The organism is uncultured Fibrella sp. (assembly GCF_964250085.1).
Taxonomy (GTDB): Bacteria; Bacteroidota; Bacteroidia; order Cytophagales; family Spirosomataceae; genus Fibrella.
This window is the reverse complement of sequence record NZ_CAXUEC010000001.1, coordinates 699,875-717,013: the sequence shown is the minus strand read 5'-3', so window position 1 is coordinate 717,013 and position 17,139 is coordinate 699,875. Positions and strand designations below refer to the sequence as shown.

Below are 17,139 nucleotides of genomic sequence, written 5' to 3'. Positions count from 1 at the left end.
CACGGTAGGTTGGCTTAATCAGTTACTTTTTCGAGGCTGTCTGGAGCAATTTATCGTATACACCACGGGCCGCGTCGTAGGCTGCTTTGGCGGCGGGGCGCTCGGCCGGGCGGATATTCTTTTCTTTCATTTTCCAGCACTGGTCAACGGCTTTGCGGCACCAGGCCACGCTTTTCGGCTCCAGAACAGGTTTCCCGGCGATCTCAACGAAAATAGGGTTCGTGTGCGCACTCGGATACACCCGCAACGCCACCCAACTCGACCGGCTGATTGGGTACTCGAAACGTACCTGACTAAGCTTCCCATCGGCGGTAATCTCGGTGGTATCGACCGGCACGCCGTTTACGATCAGTTCAACGGCCACTTTCCTGGATTTCCCCCGGCGGGCGCGTTCGATATGCCAGTAGGGCTGCTGGTGCGACTCCCGGCCTACAATGGCTTCCCCGATAGCGTCCTGCTGCTCAAGCAAGTAAGCCGCCGCTGTCGCGGTAATCGTTACGGTCTGCTTCTTCGCGAAGGAAAGTTGGCTGTTGCCCGTGCCCACTTCCTGCTTGTTCACGGCAAAGTTCATTAGGTGCGAATGCCCGTCAGAGACGTAAGCTCGTCCTTTTTGGATGGCTTCCACAAACGCTTCATACGTCAGCGGCCCGTCGGTTCTGAAATAGCTGCGGGCCAGTCCCACCCGTTCGTCGAAAATGCAGGGAAAATCCGTTTCGCCGCTCAATTTGGGCCGGAAACCGCTGTTCAGACTGTGGTACCACATGGTTAGTTCCCAGGAAGGGGGCGTGTCGCCCGCGCTGTAGAAATCAACGACGTTCTGCGTCACAGTCACGATAAACTCATTGGCACCGATGCCATCCATTTTGGGCATTTCATAAAAGGGAAGGGCGTTGGTGGGCGTTACCGGCTCAAGGCCCCAGCCCGAATGGGCGTACCCGACCGCACCGCCCTGCGCTTTGGCCCACTGCATAATCGGTAACGTCCAGCTAGGCCAGTCTTCAATCTTCTTCGTGTTAGGATAGTCGTCTTCTTTCAGACGAAGCAGCACCAGATGCCCGTTATCCGACGACGGAAAACCCGACACTTCCACATCGTTGCGAAGCCGGTTTCCGGTCGTCGAAAACGGCTCGTCTTTTCCCGTGAAAAATGTTTTCTGATGGTACCAGCTTGGCCCCCAGGCCAGCGACGCGCCGATGTTTACGTCTTCACCCAGAATCTGCCGCCACATGGCACTGGGTTTTACGCCTTCTTCGGGCATGTCGTAATGGCTACAGCCCGCCGCGTGTATGTGGTGATCGGCACTATGCCAGCCCAGTTTGGCTAGATGAATCCAGCGTTTTAGCTGAAACGAAACCGCCACGGAATCTACCCCTTCAGGTACGTCGATCTGTTTCTGCTGCGGCAGATATTCGGGGCCGCGCGTGTAGGTGACGGTATACGTACCCGGCGGCAAAAACACGTGCTCACCATCGGCCCGGTAAATTTGCGGATGAAAATAAAAATCGGGGTACTCATCAAAATCGGCTACGCGCCGCGAGGGCAGTGGGTAAATGCCCGTCAGCGTTTTCTGACCCAGAAACGCATTGTCGACGTTGTATTCCCTCGACGAGCCCGTCAGCCGGAAATCAGCCTTGTGCTGCGCATCGGCCGCGAGCCGTTGTACGCCATCGGCAATGACAAACGAGCCCATCGTGGGCGTACCGTCATCGTCTTTCACCTGCAGCACCACCTTCACGGCGGGGGCCACGTTGAACAGCACCGGAATGACGTTGCGGAAACCAATATCCTGCGTGCCCTGCCCGATGTGGAAACCAATGTTGGCCTCACGCGGGCCACTGTCTCTGCTGTATAGCTGCACCACCGCGTATTCGAGCAGCAGGCCCGACAGGTTGGTGGTCAGCGGGCGGTTTTTGTACAGTTGAATTTCCAGAAACCGGTTGGCTACCTGTCCGGGCGAGATGGTCTGCTCTTTCCGGTCTTTCGGGTACCACTCGTACCGCTGAAACGGAAACTGCGCCTGCGGGCTCTCGACCTGTAGCTCGGCTTTGCTGCTGGCTTCGTTTTTTATTTTCACCAGAAAACTTTTCCAGCCACCCTGCATCAACTTTACCCCGGCCGGCCCCCGCGACACCGTTACCCGCGCCTCCGGGTTGATCGTCACCATCGCCAGGCAATAGGGATCGAGCAGGTGCTGAATTTCGGTCACCGTTTTCTGATCGGGCACTTTCTGTTGCAACGCTTTCAGCCGCCCGGTGTCTTCGGCCGATAGCGAGCTACCCAGAAAAGCCAGTGCTTCCTGCAATCGCACCGCCTGCGCCAGCAGTGGCTGGGCAGCAACGTCGGTCACAACAGATAAGGTCGCCGCAACCGACGGACTGTTCGCTGCAACATGGTCGGCATGATGCTGGGCAAGCAGGGTAACGGGCGATAACAGCCCGGTCAACAGAGGTATACTATGCCTGAGGTTCATGTTGGTTTGGGTAGAACTATCCGATCAGTTCAGCAAAAAAGGGACAGGTACGTTCAGTCGCTTTGCCCAGGATGCTTCGAATGGCTTTTGCCAGGGAAAAACCGGGTTTGCCAGTACGCCGACGAATAGCCCTTTTGGCGCGTCGACGTATCAATCGCGGTTCGGCTGGCTTTGTAGAAGGCATCGCCAGTCTGGTCGCCGTTGGTTTTCCTTTGATTTGCCGGGTCAGAACGGTGGTTCGGGTGGGTTCAGGGATGTGGGTGATTACTTTTTCGGAGAAATAATCGGCGAACCGGTTGGCGGGTATGTTCCAGATAGCCACCACGATACAATGGCGGTTATTTTTTGCTGGCCAGGTAACCAGCAGGCAACCAGATATCTACGTTGCGCGCCTCCACAAATTTTGACGCAAAACCGGCGTACCGTATCAACGTACCTGAGGTTACGGTTGGCTGTTGGCCAAAACTGAATACCGTACTCAATAGCCATGAGCTACCGATGAGAATTCGTTTCATGAAGCGCGGTGGTTAACGATTTTGTCCGAATCTACTTGTTTGTAGCAAACTGAATAGCCGCTTCGTCCCATGCTTCGGCGCTGTGAATGCTCGCTATAACTTCCTCCGGCTCGTCAACGAATGTCCACATTTGCCGGTGTTTTTCGTGCATAAATTTCTCCGTAATGCACCGGTCGAGCATCTGCTTCAGGGGATCATAAAAGCCGTTGGTGTTCAGAATAATGATCGGCTTTGTAAACTGTCCCAGCCGTTTCAGGGTAATGGCTTCCAGCAACTCTTCTAGGGTGCCACTACCACCCGGAAGTGTCACAAGACCATCGATACCGGCCAGAAAGCGCGCTTTCCGTTCGTGCATGGTATCGGTAAACTCGAAGTCAGTCACCTGTTTATGCGCCCATTCAACCTCATTCATGAAGTTGGGCATGATGCCTTTTATAGAGCCGCCACTGGCAATCACCGTATCGGCCAGTTTGCCCATCAGGCCAACAGCACCGCCGCCATACACAACGGATACACCGGCAGCGACAAGTATTTTTGCCAGCCGCTCGGTAGCCTCGAAATAAACGGCATCAACCAGCGCACTCGACGCGCAATACACACAAATTCTCATAGCTTTTAGTACAGCACCGGGTTCAATTCTGTGTTGATCACGTCGCCAACTGTTGCGCCGGGGCACCAGGTGTGCCAGTCGTTTTCCTGATTTTTATTGATGGGCTGCTCCAGTTTCATGTCCCGGTCCATGTAGATCACGGTCATTACTTTCCGCATCTGATCGGTTACGTTGGCCCCGGCGCGATGAAACACCCAGCCCGAATGAAAGCTCACTTCGCCCAGGTCAAACGGTTCGATGACATGCTCGAAGTCGGTGACGCGTAGTTTGGAAGCAATGAGTTTTTCGCTGTCGTCGCCAATACTCAATTCCCGGCCTTCTACGATCTGATGGCTGCCGGCACTGAATTCGAGCGGCCCCATCTCCAGCGGAACGGGTTGCAGGGGAATCCAGGCGGTAACGGTTTTGTCGCTGCTCAGCGGCCAGTAATATTGGTCGGCATGCCAGGGCGTAATGCCGCCGCCGCCTTCCTTGAACAGCGCCTGATCGTGGTACATCCGCACACCGTCTACCTGCATCAGATCGGCCGCGATTTTGGCCAGCCGCTTGCTGAACACAAACGTTTTTACATCGTCATTTTCGCGCCAGAGGTTGAACAGTTGCAGGAATGCTTTGCCATACGTATCCCGTTCGTCCAGCGCGACGGTAACGGTGTTCATTTTCGCAACCTGCTCGCTGATGGCGTCATTATACCGGGCCAGCGTATCGGCATCGAACACGTTTTTGAGTTTGATGAATCGATTCTTCTGGTAAAAAGCGATCTGTTCGGGGCTTAGTTCGTAAGGCGTGTCTAACGAGTTCATGGGGCTAAATGGCTTGAAAAGTGATAACGTACCTGCTTCGTCATTACAAAAGTGCAGTAAAAACCTAGCCCGCCGTTTTACATATTTATTCTGGTATTATTCCGATATTACCAATTTTAGTTATATTCATCGCATATACGGGTAATATTTCGGTTAAAGTGCGGTGTGCGAAGCAACTCATCCACCTACCAAAGCAAAACACCAGGTACTAAAGCCTACAGATCTCATCTCCACCCCCATGAAACCTGAACTTGAACTTGGCATTGCCAATCTGCCGGATGCTTCGTTCAAGGCGTTTCGGTTGCACCAGCCTGCGTTTGTGTCGCATTGGCATTATCACCCCGAATTGGAGTTAGTCTATTTCGCCAGGGGGAAAGGCGTGCGGTTTATTGGCGACGATATTTCGCTTTATACCGAAGGAGATTTATTCCTGATCGGCGAAAGCCTGCCGCATACGTTCGTCAGCTATGCCGAGGAAGCTACGCCGCTGGTGGAGGCGTTTTGTATTCAGTTTCCGAAAGGAATGTTTGATTCGTTTGTCGAGTGCAAACTGCTGATGCGCCTGTTTCAAGAGGCAAAACGAGGCATTGCCTTTCCGAAGCCGGACGAGATTGTGATCGAAAAAATTCGGGAAGCCGTGCTGACTACAGGTACGTTGGCGCTGGTCAGTCTGATTGGGCTGCTCGACCATTTGAGCAACGTACCTGAGCGAGCTCCCATTCTACAGCCAGACTATGAGCGTCAGGCTGTTGTGGCCGACGCTTCGACGCGTATTCGTACTGCCATCGATTACATTAACGCGCACTATCAACGACCCATTTCGCTACAGGAAATTTCCGGGAAATGTCATTTTTCGCCCAACGCATTCTGCCGCTGGTTCAAACAAAACACGGGTCTCACGTTTGTCGACTACGTGAATAAGGTGCGCCTTACGCACGTTTGCCAGTTGCTCACCTCAACGGATTTACCCATCAGCCAAATTGCGGCACAGGCCGGTTTCGACAATATCAGCACCTTGAACCGGCTGTTTCAGACCAGGCTGGGTACGTCGCCGGGCAGATATAGAGTCCGTTCTTTTGATGTACAATAAATAATGGCGCTGCCGACATACCTTTGGGTACCCGGCAGCGCCATTATTTATTGACACTTGTTACCTGTACTAGTATCGGTACAGCTCCGATTTGAACGGACCGGATACGGATACACCGATGTAGTCGGCCTGATCCTGGCCTAGTGGCTCCAGACGGGCACCCACGTGGGCAAGGTGCATGGCCGCTACTTTCTCGTCGAGTTTCTTAGGCAGTACATATACTTTGTTCTCGTATTTGCCTGGGTTTTCCCACAGTTCAAGTTGCGCCAGGGTCTGGTTGGCAAATGAGCATGACATCACGAACGATGGGTGGCCCATAGCACAGCCCAGGTTCACCAGACGCCCTTCGGCCAGTACAATGATCTCTTTGCCGTCGATTTCGTACATGTCAACCTGTGGCTTGATCTGGCTCTTGGTGTGGCCATAATTTTCGTTCAGCCAGGCCATGTCGATTTCGTTGTCGAAGTGGCCGATGTTACACACCACCGACTTGTCGCGCATGGCTTTGAAGTGGCGATCTTTAATGATGCCGATGTTGCCGGTAGCCGTTACAAAGATGTTGGCGCGGGTTACGGCCTCATCCATCGGAATCACTTCGTAGCCGTCCATTGCTGCCTGCAAGGCGCAGATTGGGTCGATTTCGGTCACCAGCACGCGGCAACCAGCACCCCGCAACGACTCAGCCGAGCCCTTACCTACGTCGCCATAACCAGCCACAACGGCTACTTTACCGGCCAGCATCAGGTCGGTGGCGCGACGGATGGCATCGACCAGCGACTCACGGCAACCGTATTTGTTATCGAACTTCGATTTCGTTACCGAGTCGTTTACGTTGATAGCAGGCAGGTGCAACGTACCGTTCTTCATTCGCTCATACAGGCGGTGAACACCAGTCGTCGTTTCTTCAGACAGCCCTTTGATACCCGCGATGAGCTCAGGATACACGTCGAACACCATGTTGGTCAGGTCGCCGCCATCGTCGAGAATCATGTTGAGGGGCTGACGATCTTCGCCGAAGAACAACGTTTGCTCGATGCACCAGTTGAATTCTTCTTCGTTCATTCCTTTCCAGGCATAGACCGGAATACCGGCAGCAGCAATAGCGGCGGCGGCGTGATCCTGCGTTGAGAAGATGTTACACGATGACCAGGTTACGTCGGCACCAAGCGCTACGAGCGTCTCGATCAGTACGGCAGTCTGGATGGTCATGTGCAGGCAACCGGCGATGCGGGCACCTTTCAGCGGCTGGCTAGGGCCAAACTCTTCGCGTAGGCCCATCAGGCCGGGCATTTCGGCTTCGGCCAGACGAATTTCTTTACGGCCCCACTCAGCGAGGGCGATGTCCTTAACCTTGTAGGGGACGTATGTTGACGTTTGCATATCGATTGAACGACGTCGGTTTGTTTAATTACGATGTTCTTTGTTCCGTGAACAGAAAATGAGCCAAACCCATCTGGATCAGTTCATTTTCTTAGGAAAGTGCAAAAATACAGAAGACCTGCCAGAAAGGCTAACCGTTCTCTCTAAGAGGTCGAAGAATGTGGCTGGGTACGTTATTATACGCTTGGCAAGTGCCAGCAATTTACCTACTGCAGCCGCATCAGGGCCACATAGGTTTCCAGACCGTCCCAGAGGTTTTGCAGGCGCAGGTTTTCGTTTTCGGCATGCTGGTTATTGTCGTGGTTGGCAATCGGAACAGTGATAGTGGGTGTTTTTAGAATCTGGTCGAACAGGTACAGCGGCAAGCTTCCGCCCAGGCTAGGTTGCAATACAATATCGCCACTCACTGTCGATTGAACAGCTTTGACCACCGTCTGGGCGATCGGCAAATCCATCCGGGTACGTTGCGCATTATAGCCCGATTTGGCCACGATTCGGGCTATGCGTGGGTATTTGGCCCGTTCTTCATCGGTGATACTTTCCTGTTGCGTCACGTAATATCCCTGTGCCACCACATGGTCGATTACTTTCTGAACCTGCCGTTGGGCATCGTTGCCCAGCACCAGCCGCAGATCGAGCGCTGCTGTGGCCGATGTTGGAATAACGTTGGCGGCCAGCTTGCCAACGTTGGCGCTCGCAAAGCCATTGATGTTCAACGACGGACGCATGAGCAGATCGGCCAGTGGTTTGCCGCCACCTTCAGCCACGGTGAACCCCAACTCCTTTTTTAGCTGCTCATCGACCGGCGGAATTTTGGCCAGGGCCTGTTTTTCCAGATCGGTCAGCGGCGTAACATCGTCGTAGAAGCCTTTAATAAGTACGTTTCCATCATCATCTTTCATGGAAGTCAGCAGGCGGGCCAGCATCATGGCGGGGTTGGGGGCCCAGTTGCCGTAATGGCCGCTATGCAGCGGTCGTTTCGAAGCAAATACTTTCAACTCCAGATTCACGTCGCCCCGAACCCCGAAGAGCACCTGCTTGCGCCCTGTCTGATGCACCGGCCCGTCGCAGATGATCCAGAGGTCGCCTTTTAGTTTGTCTTTGTGGCGTTCCAGAATTTCGCTCAGGTGCGCCGAACCGGCTTCTTCTTCGCCTTCAAAAAAGAATTTGAGGTTCGCCGTTGGCTTAACGTTCATCTTCACCAATGCTTCATAAGCCGCCAGAATAGCGAATACTCCCGCTTTATCGTCAGACGTGCTACGGCCATAAATTCGCCAGTTCGGGTTAAGGGGTTCACCTGCTTTCGGCAACGAAATGGCCTGACCACCCGCATCGAGCGAAGCACTGTATAGTGTTGGTTCAAACGGTTTTAGTCCATCGGCCCATTGATTGGGATTTACGGGCTGCCCGTCGTAGTGGGCGTAAAAGACAACGGTTTTGGTAGCACCCGGCACCATAACCTCGCCGTAAATAGCAGGTGGAACGCCCTTCGTTTTACCATCGAGCCTTTGTGGCTCAATGCCTCGCCGTTTCAACATAGCGGCTACGTAATCGGCTGTTTTCTGAATACCTACCGTATCATAGACAACATTGGGCAACGCCAGCAAGCCCATGAACTCGCTCAGCAACTGGTGTTCGTGCTGCTGGCGGTAGGTACGTGTTTTAAGGGTCAACTCGCTCTGGGCATAGACTAAACCGGTGAGCAACAGGGCAGGTACAAGCAGAACGATTTTGTTCATGTAGGTGGTAGATGGCTAGTTACAAAGCAAGAGCGATTAGCGGTAGATCGTCTCGAACGTCCAGTTGTCGCGGGGTTGTTGGTGCAGATCCCAAAAAGCACGGGCAATTTGTTCCGGCGAAAAATGGTCGTTACTGCCCACACCGCCAACAATAGTTACAGTAGCTACGCGGATATTCATAGGCTCAAGCGTTTGGCGCAGGCATTCGGCCATCGTGCGCACCGCCGCCTTGCCTACCGACAGGGAAAGTAAATCGCCCGACGGATACAGCGCCGCCCCACCACCGGTGACCAGCACGGCCCCGCCTCCAGCCGCCTGCATAGCGGGGACAACGGCCTGAACAGCAGCCAGTAATCCGCCCGCATCGGTACGCATATCCTGCATAAATTGTTCGGGTTCGAGCGTTAATCCAGTCGCCTCCCGGTAGACCGAAGGATTGTAATGAAGGAGCGTAACTGGTCCGCGTTCAGCGATAACCGTCTGGATTACCTGCGCCAGTTGGGCAAAATCAGCCACGTCGGCTAGGTACGTTGCTGCGTCTATGCCAGCAACACGGAGTTGACCAGCCCGTTCGTCAAGCGATCCGGCCCGACGGGCAACCAGCGAAACAGCGAAGCCTTCGTGGCCGAATCGATGTGCCACGCCCAGGGCCACGCCGGGTCCGGCACCAATAATCAGCAGGTGTTTTTTCATAGGGCAATCGTGTTGTTAATGTTCAGGAAATGCCTGAAAGTGAACATAGACACCGAGCCCGACATTTCCTATTTATCCCAATGTCCGACCCATTCCTCTAAACGTTGCCAGGCCCCGGCCTATTCGTTTGGGCAACATTTGGCTGGGGTGTATACCTGCCGAAACCGCCCGAATAGCCCGTTTCAGAGCCATTATGTGAGTTTGAACACCCAGGCCGGTTGACCAGCCAGTTGCTGCTGAACCTTGGCGGGTATAGTAACCACCACTGAGCTACCCGATTTTTTCCATTTAAGCGGTTGATTGCTACCTAGTAGCGTGAGTGCTTTCGTTGGCACAACGGGAAGCGTGATTTCGGCGGGTAACTGCGATTCAGCCTCCGAGGGCAGGTACGAGGCGTAGGTGGCCTTTCCGTTGCTGGTAAACGCCCATTTCTCCTGCCGATAGGGAGCCAATGGCTTGGTGTTGTAGATCGACTCGCCATTGACCTGGAGCCAGTTGCCAATTTGCGCCAGCCGCTGGTAGGCTTCTTCATGCCACTCCCCATCAGGGCCGGGGGCAATATTGAGGAGCATGTTCCCGTTTTTAGCCACCACATCAACGAGGGTTTGCACCAGCCTACGGGCCGATTTGAAGTTTTCCTTCGGAACGTACGACCAGCTATCGCCCATTGTCAGGCAGGTTTCCCAGGGGATGGGCATGTAATGGTCAGGAATTTGCTGCTCGGGCGTGACGTAATTCTCGAATTCGCCGGAAACGGTACGGTCAACGACCAGCAGGCCGGGTTGTTTCTGACGGGCCATACCCGCAATTCGCGCCATGTCGATATCCTGATCGAAGGGAATGGTTCGCTGCCAGCTAACGGATGAGTCGATGCTGCTGAAGGGACGTACCCAGCCGCCATCCAGCCAGAGAATATCGACCGGGCCGTAGTCGGTCATCAGTTCCTGAATCTGGTTGTAGGTGAAGTCTTTGAATTTGGCCCACTCGTCGGGGTATTTCTTCGGGTTGTAGTTTACGTTCCGGTCTTTGGGCGGAAAATAGGGCTTCCAGTAATGCTCGTTATGCCAGTCGGGCTTTGAAAAGTACGTGCCGACCATGAAATTCTGCCCCCGGAATGCCTGCAAAATCTCGTTGGTGACGTTGCTGCGCGGATTCGATGAAAAGGGTGATTTCGAACTGGTGATCTTGTAATCGGTCTGCTTCGTATCGAACATGCAAAACCCATCGTGGTGCTTGGTCGTGAAGATGACGTATTTCATGCCCGCCTTCTGCGCTGCCTCAGCCCACCGGTTGGGATTGAACTTTACCGGGTTAAAGGTTGTCTGGAGCATTTCGTATCCTTTCTTGTAGTCGTACCAGTTGTCGGCGGTGGGTCCCTTTCGTTCACACCAGCCCTCATCTTCGGGACAAAGCGACCATGACTCCACAATGCCCCGCTGGCTGTAGGTGCCCCAGTGCATGAGCAACCCGAATTTAACATCCTGCCAATGGGCCAGCTTTTTCTTTACCAGTTCGTCGGCGGGCCAGACATACTTGTCGTGCTTTTGTTCGGAATGCTGCTGACAAAAGCCGTCTAGCGACAGGAACAGGGCGATAGCGAGCCCCAGGTACGTATGCTTCATAGGTAGTTTATTGTCATGGGTAAGTTGTTGCCCCGGCCCTGTCAGGGTATATGTTCGTGCTCGAGCAGGCTTTGCAACACATAGGCATGTGTGCCGTAGAGTTTGGCCATCTCGCCCAGTTTCGACAGGTTAATGGTCAGATTATTCCGGTAATCGGGCAGGCAATGGTCGATCAGCGCCTGTTCGATGGGCCAGGTAATGGCCGTGGCTGCTTTCGCCAATACACCGTTCACGATGATCAGTTCGGGGTTGAACAGGTGCACAGCAATGGCTAATCCCCGGCCCAGCTCAGCGCCGGCGTCCCGCAGCAGATCAATGCTAAACGCATCACCGGCGTTGGCCTTTTGGATGATCAACTCGATGTCGACCTTATCGGCCCCTTCGTCGGCCAGCATCGACGGTTGGCCCTGAGCCAGGCCAAGTCGGGCGCGCCGGATCAGCGATGAGGCCGACGTCAGCGTGTCGAGGCAACCGATCTTACCACACGTGCACAGCTCACCATCCGGTTTGATCTGGATATGGCCCAGTTCACCGGCAAAGCCCGCTGTTCCCTGCAAAATGTCGCCGTTGATCATCACGCCAAGCCCAATGCCCCAGTCGATGTTGATCGACAGTACGTGCTTTTTACCCTGGGCCAGGCCAAACTTGCTTTCGCCGAAAATAGTCGCTTTCGTATCGTTGATAAAGAAAAAAGGCGCAGCGAAGAGGGCTTCAAAAAGCGAACTCAACGATTGCCCCGGCTGATTGAGCTCCGGGTGCGTGAAGTTGACACCCAGTTCAGGATTCACCAGCCCCGGCATAGTGGCACCAATGCCAATGACTGTTAACCCGCTGGCAGCAAGCTGGCGGGCGAGTTGCCGTAGGGGAGCCTTCAACGCGCCGACAAACGAAGGAGAATCGCCCAGTTGTAGCGTCAGGTCCATTCGATGCACAACCTGATTGGCCAGATCAAAGACAAGCAGTTTGGTGTCGTGAACGGTGATGTCAACCACGATTGTCACGTAGTGATCTGACTTTAAGGCGAATAGAGATGGTTTCCGGCCCATGTGTGCCGTTCCCGTGCCGATTCCCCAAACCCACTTTGTGGTGGTCAATTCGTCGATAAGGCTTGTGACAGACGGTACGCTCGTGTGTAAAACGCTGGCCAGTTGAGCGATGGTCCGTGATTCGGATCGGTACAGGTCAGCGATAATGCTTCGCTTTAGCTTGTTTTTCTTCGTGTCAATTACAGAGACAGCAGGTTGGTCATACATAGTATCGTTTCGCTCTGGCATTAGCCAATCAGGCCGATTTACTGTTGGAGTGGGGAGATCGTAGAGAGACGCGTACCGGGTCATCGGCAACGGCGTTGGATCGACCGTTTTGAGCGATGACTGTACGCACTCACCTCACAAACCATCGGTGCTCAGACAGTTACTTGTGTAGCCGTGAAATACAGGCTCTGTTTTGTTCGATGATGCTTTTGCTCATGTTACGGTTGCAGCCCAATCTTTTTCAGGACAAACCGGCCAATCCGTTCGCCCTGCACCAGGCCGCTCTCGATCGAATCCCGAAAATGAATACCGCCATACAAACGCGACATCGCCGCCTCACCGGCCGCGTGAGTGAACGAGCGGTACGTCCGGGCCGGTACGCCAAACTCCACTTCCACGGTGTCGGTGTAGCCAATTGGTTTGCCAGCCAGTTCCATCAACACCGTGGCAACGGCCTGCGACATCACGCTGTGTCCACTGGTGTATTCGGGAAAAGGAGGCGTTTGCAGGAGTGGTCGCCAACTGCGGTCAATCTGCTGATTGATGTATGTTTCGGGCCGAATCCGGTTGCTGTAATACTTCTCTTCCCAACACGAAATAAACGCGTCGGCCATCGTTAGCCCAACCAGCGTATGCCAGCGTATTGTTTCGGCCAGGGTCAGGTGCTGCTGCACGCTAACCAGACTGGTGATACCCATCCAGTGCCCGCTCGGTGAAATCTTTTTGGTGCCGAAACTGACGTGTCCTTTCTGGTTCAGGAAGAACGGATTACAGTCCCAAAAATTGGCGATATGCTGCTGAGTTGGCGTGAGAACGCGGCAGGTATCGTATACTTCCCTCGCCTGCTTATAAAAAGCCGATTCCTTCTGCTCGCTATAAGCGACGGGCCGGACGGGCCGAAACTGGGCGGCACTGTCGAGCAGAAACGGGCGTAAGGTTGACCAGTAAGGTTCATACGATTCGGAATAGGCCGGGGGCGTTGGCTGCCATTGCCCGGCCTGGCCGCCGGGGGTAAAGCGCAGGTAACCACTGGTTTTAACGTACCCATCAGCCGCCGCATACCTCAGCAGTTTTTTCACCAGACTATCAGCCAATGCGCTGGTGGCCAGTAGCTGTTCGTTGCTCAGGTGATGCTGGGTCCGGGCGTTGGCAATCAATTGCTCACGGGCTGCTTCGAGCAGGTAACCCGAGGGCAACATTTCCTCGCCCATGCGCAGGAGGGCATACTGAGCACCAAAGTCGGCATCGACTGCCGGCATAGGGCTGGCCGAAGCAGTAAACGGATAGTGGCGCAGCAGGCCCGAAAAGGCAACGTACCCAGCCGGGTGCTGCTGCCGGTACATCAGTTCGTAGGCGGCCAGGTTGGCGTAGGCATAATACCGCGCCGCCGCACAGGGACCAATCACGTCGATGACCATCACATCGGTCAGTTGCTTGACGGCTTGTGTGTAGGCCAGCGCCGCTGCCGGTTTACCCGGTGGTTTGGCGTAACCCGGCCCAGCCAGACAGCCTACAAACAGCATCAGAAACAGTCGATTCATGGGTAGTATACTAGTTTTTGCGGTAGCGCTGAATCGTGTTGTTGTTTCGGCCAAACAGGATCTGCTGCCCCTCGCCCTGCCCAACGACCAGCACGTCGCGTACATCGCCGGTTACGGTAAATCCCGACTGCATCTGGGGAACGTACCTGAACTGACAATTGCCTTCGTTCCGAAATAATTGCCCGTAATTGGCGTCCATTTTGCCAATTTTTATACGCGTATTCGATTGGTTACCAGCCAATAACAGATCAGGGCGCCCGTCGGCATCGGCGTCGAAGAGGGCGATGGCGTAGATGGGCGCAAACTGAGCTTCTACCGGCAACTCGTGCCAGTTAAACCGGTTTGCTCCCTGGTTCTCTAAAATGCCCGATGCAAACTCAGTGGCCTGTAGCGTACTCGCTTTACTTAGCTGGTCGGGCGTCAGAATGTCCGAGAGGGTAGCACCCGCATACGACTCGTAGCTGGTAAACTTGCGCCGGAGCGAAAACAGTTGATTCAACGCCTCATCGCGACTGGCCAGCGGGTAGGGCTTTTTCTGAATGTAGTAGGTCAGAAACGGATCGAGCGATTCGTTCTGGTCGAAATCGGCGTAGGTAACCTGAACGGGCTCCTGCGCTGTGGGCTTCATCTGACAGTTCCGACCAAAATTACCGACGACCAGATCATCGTCGCCATCGCCGTCGAGGTCCGCTTTGTCAACCCGGCTCCACCACCCGGCGGCGGCCAGCGTAGTGGGGGTTGCCAGTCGTTTTCCCTGCTCATTTGTTAACAGATAAACGGGCATCCACTCGCCCGCCAGCACCAGATCGTCCCAACCGTCTTTGTCGGCATCGATCGCCACCGCGTCGGTTACCAGGCCAATATTGGTCAGGAAAGGGGCCAGTTGAGCCGTAGCGTCGGTGAAATTGCCTTTGCCATCGTTGACCAGTATCCGGCTGCTAACTGGCTCGGGGTAACGGCCCGGCCGTACACGCCCACCCACAAACAAGTCTTTGTCGCCGTCCTTATCCACGTCGAACGCCACCACGCAGGCGTCGCTGACCTGGTCGATGGGAAGCCCCTCAGTTGATCGGGTGAAGTTACCTTTGCCATCGTTCAGGTACAGGCGATCCTGGAGCAGCAGGTCGTCGGGCAGGTAGGCGTACCCACCACTCGCCACGTAGAGGTCCTGGTCGCCGTCGCCATCCACATCAACGAACAGGGCGTCGGTATCTTCGCTCAGTTTATCGGCAATAAACGCTGGTTGCGGCACCGTCAGGTACGTTCCGTTGGCCCGGCCCATGAGCAACGTACCCGACTGCCCTTTGGCACCCGGCGCGTACAGATCCACGAAGCCGTCGCCGTTTACATCCGCCTGCGCCAGGTGCGGCCCCTGATTCGACAGCATATTGGGCATGGCAGGCTGGCGTTTGAAATCGTTGTACAGATCTTCTGTATGGCGGAAAATAGCCGAATCGGGGGCGATTTCCGTAAACAGTGGTGACACTGGTGTAGACCAGCTATACGTACCTGAAGCGGCTTCGGGCCGAACAACCAGTTTCTGGTCGGCTTTGATCTGGCGGAGCACCTGCGTTTTCCCGGAAGGCCAGACAATGCGCAGACTATCGACCAGCGCGTAGTTGCCCAGACCAACATGCAGCGGCGTATACATGCCCGACTGAAACCCTCGCGACGGGTTGAATTCCTGGTACTGCTGCCTACCGGCCGTATACACCCACACCCGCGTACCCACGGCCTGCGTTGCCGAACTCTCGCCGAGTTGAATAGCCAGGTAATGCTGCTTCGGGTTGTCGTTCCGGTAGATGGAGGCAGGTACGTTGACGTTATTGGTGATAATCTCCAGATCGCCGTCATTATCGAGGTCGGCATACACGGCACCGTTCGACAAGACGGGCTGGTCGAATCCCCAGTCGGCTACTTTGTTGGTAAAGGTGAGTTTACCGGAATTTTTGAAGATGTAGTTTTTGGTGGCCGACGACGGCATCTGCTTCAAAATGTCCATCATGGCCGTTGCGCTCCCGCGCGATGCTTTCAACTGAGCATCGGCGTAGAACTTCATGAAGTCCATGTTGGTGTAGTCGCGGAGGTAGCCGTTGGTTACGAAGAGGTCTTTCCAGCCATCGTTATCAAAATCGGCCACGAGTGGCGTCCAACTCCAGTCGGTATTGGAAATCCCCGCCAACTGGCCAATCTCGCTGAATGTAGGTACGTTCACGCCCGCCGCTTTCAGGCCGGTATTGCCGTTGTTCAGTTGCAGCATGTTCCGCATCAACTGGTGCGAGAACCCATTGCGCAGCATGTTCTGGTACGTTTCGTAGTTCTCGGGACCGTACAGCAGTTTCTGCCGACGGTTGTCTTCGGGCAGCATGTCGAGCGTGAAAATGTCGGGCCAGCCATCGTTGTTCATATCCGCAATGTCATTGCCCATCGAAAAGTAACTCAGGTGACCAACGGCCGCATCGAGCTGGTCAATGAAATGGCCCTTTCCATCATTCAGGTAGAGGTAATCCTGCTCGATATAATCGTTGGACACGTAGAGGTCGGGCCAGCCGTCGAGGTTGACATCGGCTACGGCAACGCCCAGCCCAAAACCGATGGGGTTGCCTTTGATGCCCGCCGCTTCGCTGACGTCGACAAACCGGTTGTTATCGTTTCGCAGCAGTTTATCGCCGGCGTATTCGTCGCGCATGGCTTTGGTCAGCTCGGCGTCGAATCGTTTAAAATCTTTAATGTTGTGGTTCAGAAGGAAGCAATCCAGATCGCCATCTTTATCATAGTCGAAAAAGGCGGCCTGCGTACTGTGGGCGGGTGAATCGAGCCCGTACTGGGCAGCGCGTTCGGTGAAGGTTAGTTGCCCTTTCTTCGAGAGGTGATTATTGATATAGAGCCGGTTGCGCCGGGTAGCGGGGTCACCACTGCCCGAATAGCAGACATAAATATCGAGCCAGCCGTCGCGGTTAATATCAACAAGGGTGACGCCGGTTTTCCAGCCCGTTCCCTGCCCAACGCCCGCCGAACTGCTGATATCGGTAAAGGTGAGTTTACCCGTGTTGGTGTACAGGCGATCCGGTGTCATGTTGCCGGTAAAATACAGATCGGGGAGCCCGTCGTTGTTGAGATCGCCCACGGCCACGCCACCGCCATTGTAGAAATATTCGTAGGCCAGCACATTATGCTCTTCCGTTTCGGTGAGCTGGTTGGTGAACCGAACGCCCGTTTTTTCTGCTCCAAGCCGCGTAAACTGAGCCTGCACGACAACCGGCAAAATCATGCCTGTTGCCAAAAGCAGCGGTAACCAGCAAAGACGAAGTTGGCGAGTATAATGCATTAGTTATGGTTACGGGTCAGCAAATCACGCTGGTCAACTGGTGATTTACTAACCCGTAATTTAATGTGAATTCTGGATAATTCTCAACGGCAATT

The 17,139-nt window shown here is 54.5% G+C and carries 13 protein-coding genes; 1 reads left to right on the top strand and 12 read right to left on the bottom strand.

Annotated elements, in window-relative coordinates; all coding sequences use genetic code 11:
* Window positions 1-22: 22 nt before the first annotated feature.
* The 5 genes from ACFE8Q_RS02875 to ACFE8Q_RS02855 are packed head-to-tail and all read right to left on the bottom strand — an operon-like array spanning window position 23 to window position 4,398.
* The gene (locus ACFE8Q_RS02875; RefSeq protein ID WP_375443845.1) at window positions 23-2,470 is read right to left on the bottom strand and encodes a CehA/McbA family metallohydrolase; all 2,448 of its coding nucleotides are present in this window, start codon (window positions 2,468-2,470) and stop codon (window positions 23-25) included.
* A gap of 16 nt (window positions 2,471-2,486) precedes the next feature.
* Complete coding sequence (locus tag ACFE8Q_RS02870; protein WP_375443844.1) at window positions 2,487-2,795, bottom strand: hypothetical protein; 309 nt, start codon at window positions 2,793-2,795, stop codon at window positions 2,487-2,489.
* A 13-nt stretch (window positions 2,796-2,808) separates the two neighbouring features.
* Entirely contained in the window at window positions 2,809-2,985 is a 177-nt protein-coding gene (locus tag ACFE8Q_RS02865) for a hypothetical protein (RefSeq protein ID WP_375443843.1), read from the bottom strand.
* Window positions 2,986-3,016: 31 nt separating this feature from the next.
* The gene (locus tag ACFE8Q_RS02860; protein WP_375443842.1) at window positions 3,017-3,595 is read right to left on the bottom strand and encodes a TIGR00730 family Rossman fold protein; all 579 of its coding nucleotides are present in this window, start codon (window positions 3,593-3,595) and stop codon (window positions 3,017-3,019) included.
* 5 nt (window positions 3,596-3,600) lie between these two features.
* The gene (locus ACFE8Q_RS02855; RefSeq protein WP_375443841.1) at window positions 3,601-4,398 is read right to left on the bottom strand and encodes a phytanoyl-CoA dioxygenase family protein; all 798 of its coding nucleotides are present in this window, start codon (window positions 4,396-4,398) and stop codon (window positions 3,601-3,603) included.
* A 238-nt stretch (window positions 4,399-4,636) separates the two neighbouring features.
* Between ACFE8Q_RS02855 and ACFE8Q_RS02850 the strand changes: the two genes are divergently transcribed.
* On the top strand, window positions 4,637-5,488 hold the full coding sequence (locus tag ACFE8Q_RS02850; protein WP_375443840.1) for a helix-turn-helix domain-containing protein: 852 nt from the start codon (window positions 4,637-4,639) through the stop codon (window positions 5,486-5,488).
* Window positions 5,489-5,557: 69 nt separating this feature from the next.
* On the opposite strand, the gene ahcY is transcribed toward ACFE8Q_RS02850, so the two are convergent.
* From ahcY to ACFE8Q_RS02815, 7 genes are all read right to left on the bottom strand, one after another.
* Entirely contained in the window at window positions 5,558-6,868 is a 1,311-nt protein-coding gene (gene ahcY, locus ACFE8Q_RS02845) for an adenosylhomocysteinase (RefSeq protein ID WP_375443839.1), read from the bottom strand.
* Between the two features lie 206 nt (window positions 6,869-7,074).
* On the bottom strand, window positions 7,075-8,607 hold the full coding sequence (locus ACFE8Q_RS02840) for a M20/M25/M40 family metallo-hydrolase (RefSeq protein ID WP_375443838.1): 1,533 nt from the start codon (window positions 8,605-8,607) through the stop codon (window positions 7,075-7,077).
* Window positions 8,608-8,643: 36 nt separating this feature from the next.
* Window positions 8,644-9,300: an SDR family NAD(P)-dependent oxidoreductase gene (locus tag ACFE8Q_RS02835; protein ID WP_375443837.1), complete on the bottom strand. Its 657-nt coding sequence runs from the start codon at window positions 9,298-9,300 to the stop codon at window positions 8,644-8,646.
* A gap of 191 nt (window positions 9,301-9,491) precedes the next feature.
* Entirely contained in the window at window positions 9,492-10,922 is a 1,431-nt protein-coding gene (locus ACFE8Q_RS02830) for an alpha-L-fucosidase (protein WP_375443836.1), read from the bottom strand.
* Between the two features lie 41 nt (window positions 10,923-10,963).
* Entirely contained in the window at window positions 10,964-12,175 is a 1,212-nt protein-coding gene (locus ACFE8Q_RS02825) for an ROK family protein (protein ID WP_375443835.1), read from the bottom strand.
* 218 nt (window positions 12,176-12,393) lie between these two features.
* Window positions 12,394-13,716 carry a vanadium-dependent haloperoxidase gene (locus ACFE8Q_RS02820; RefSeq protein WP_375443834.1) on the bottom strand — a complete coding sequence of 441 codons (1,323 nt, stop codon included), beginning with the start codon at window positions 13,714-13,716 and terminating at the stop codon, window positions 12,394-12,396.
* 10 nt (window positions 13,717-13,726) lie between these two features.
* The gene (locus ACFE8Q_RS02815) at window positions 13,727-17,044 is read right to left on the bottom strand and encodes a VCBS repeat-containing protein (protein WP_375443833.1); all 3,318 of its coding nucleotides are present in this window, start codon (window positions 17,042-17,044) and stop codon (window positions 13,727-13,729) included.
* Between the last annotated feature and the right edge of the window lie 95 nt (window positions 17,045-17,139).

Bases quoted from the DNA above. Each gene is read 5' to 3' on its own strand.
- ACFE8Q_RS02830 (WP_375443836.1), bottom strand. From the start codon at position 10,922: ATGAAGCATACGTACCTGGGGCTCGCTATCGCCCTGTTCCTGTCGCTA.
- ACFE8Q_RS02815 (WP_375443833.1), bottom strand. From the start codon at position 17,044: ATGCATTATACTCGCCAACTTCGTCTTTGCTGGTTACCGCTGCTTTTG.
- ACFE8Q_RS02820 (WP_375443834.1), bottom strand. From the start codon at position 13,716: ATGAATCGACTGTTTCTGATGCTGTTTGTAGGCTGTCTGGCTGGGCCG.
- ACFE8Q_RS02840 (WP_375443838.1), bottom strand. From the start codon at position 8,607: ATGAACAAAATCGTTCTGCTTGTACCTGCCCTGTTGCTCACCGGTTTA.
- ACFE8Q_RS02865 (WP_375443843.1), bottom strand. From the start codon at position 2,985: ATGAAACGAATTCTCATCGGTAGCTCATGGCTATTGAGTACGGTATTC.
- ACFE8Q_RS02835 (WP_375443837.1), bottom strand. From the start codon at position 9,300: ATGAAAAAACACCTGCTGATTATTGGTGCCGGACCCGGCGTGGCCCTG.
- ACFE8Q_RS02860 (WP_375443842.1), bottom strand. From the start codon at position 3,595: ATGAGAATTTGTGTGTATTGCGCGTCGAGTGCGCTGGTTGATGCCGTT.
- ahcY (WP_375443839.1), bottom strand. From the start codon at position 6,868: ATGCAAACGTCAACATACGTCCCCTACAAGGTTAAGGACATCGCCCTC.
- ACFE8Q_RS02850 (WP_375443840.1), top strand. From the start codon at position 4,637: ATGAAACCTGAACTTGAACTTGGCATTGCCAATCTGCCGGATGCTTCG.
- ACFE8Q_RS02875 (WP_375443845.1), bottom strand. From the start codon at position 2,470: ATGAACCTCAGGCATAGTATACCTCTGTTGACCGGGCTGTTATCGCCC.
- ACFE8Q_RS02825 (WP_375443835.1), bottom strand. From the start codon at position 12,175: ATGTATGACCAACCTGCTGTCTCTGTAATTGACACGAAGAAAAACAAG.
- ACFE8Q_RS02855 (WP_375443841.1), bottom strand. From the start codon at position 4,398: ATGAACTCGTTAGACACGCCTTACGAACTAAGCCCCGAACAGATCGCT.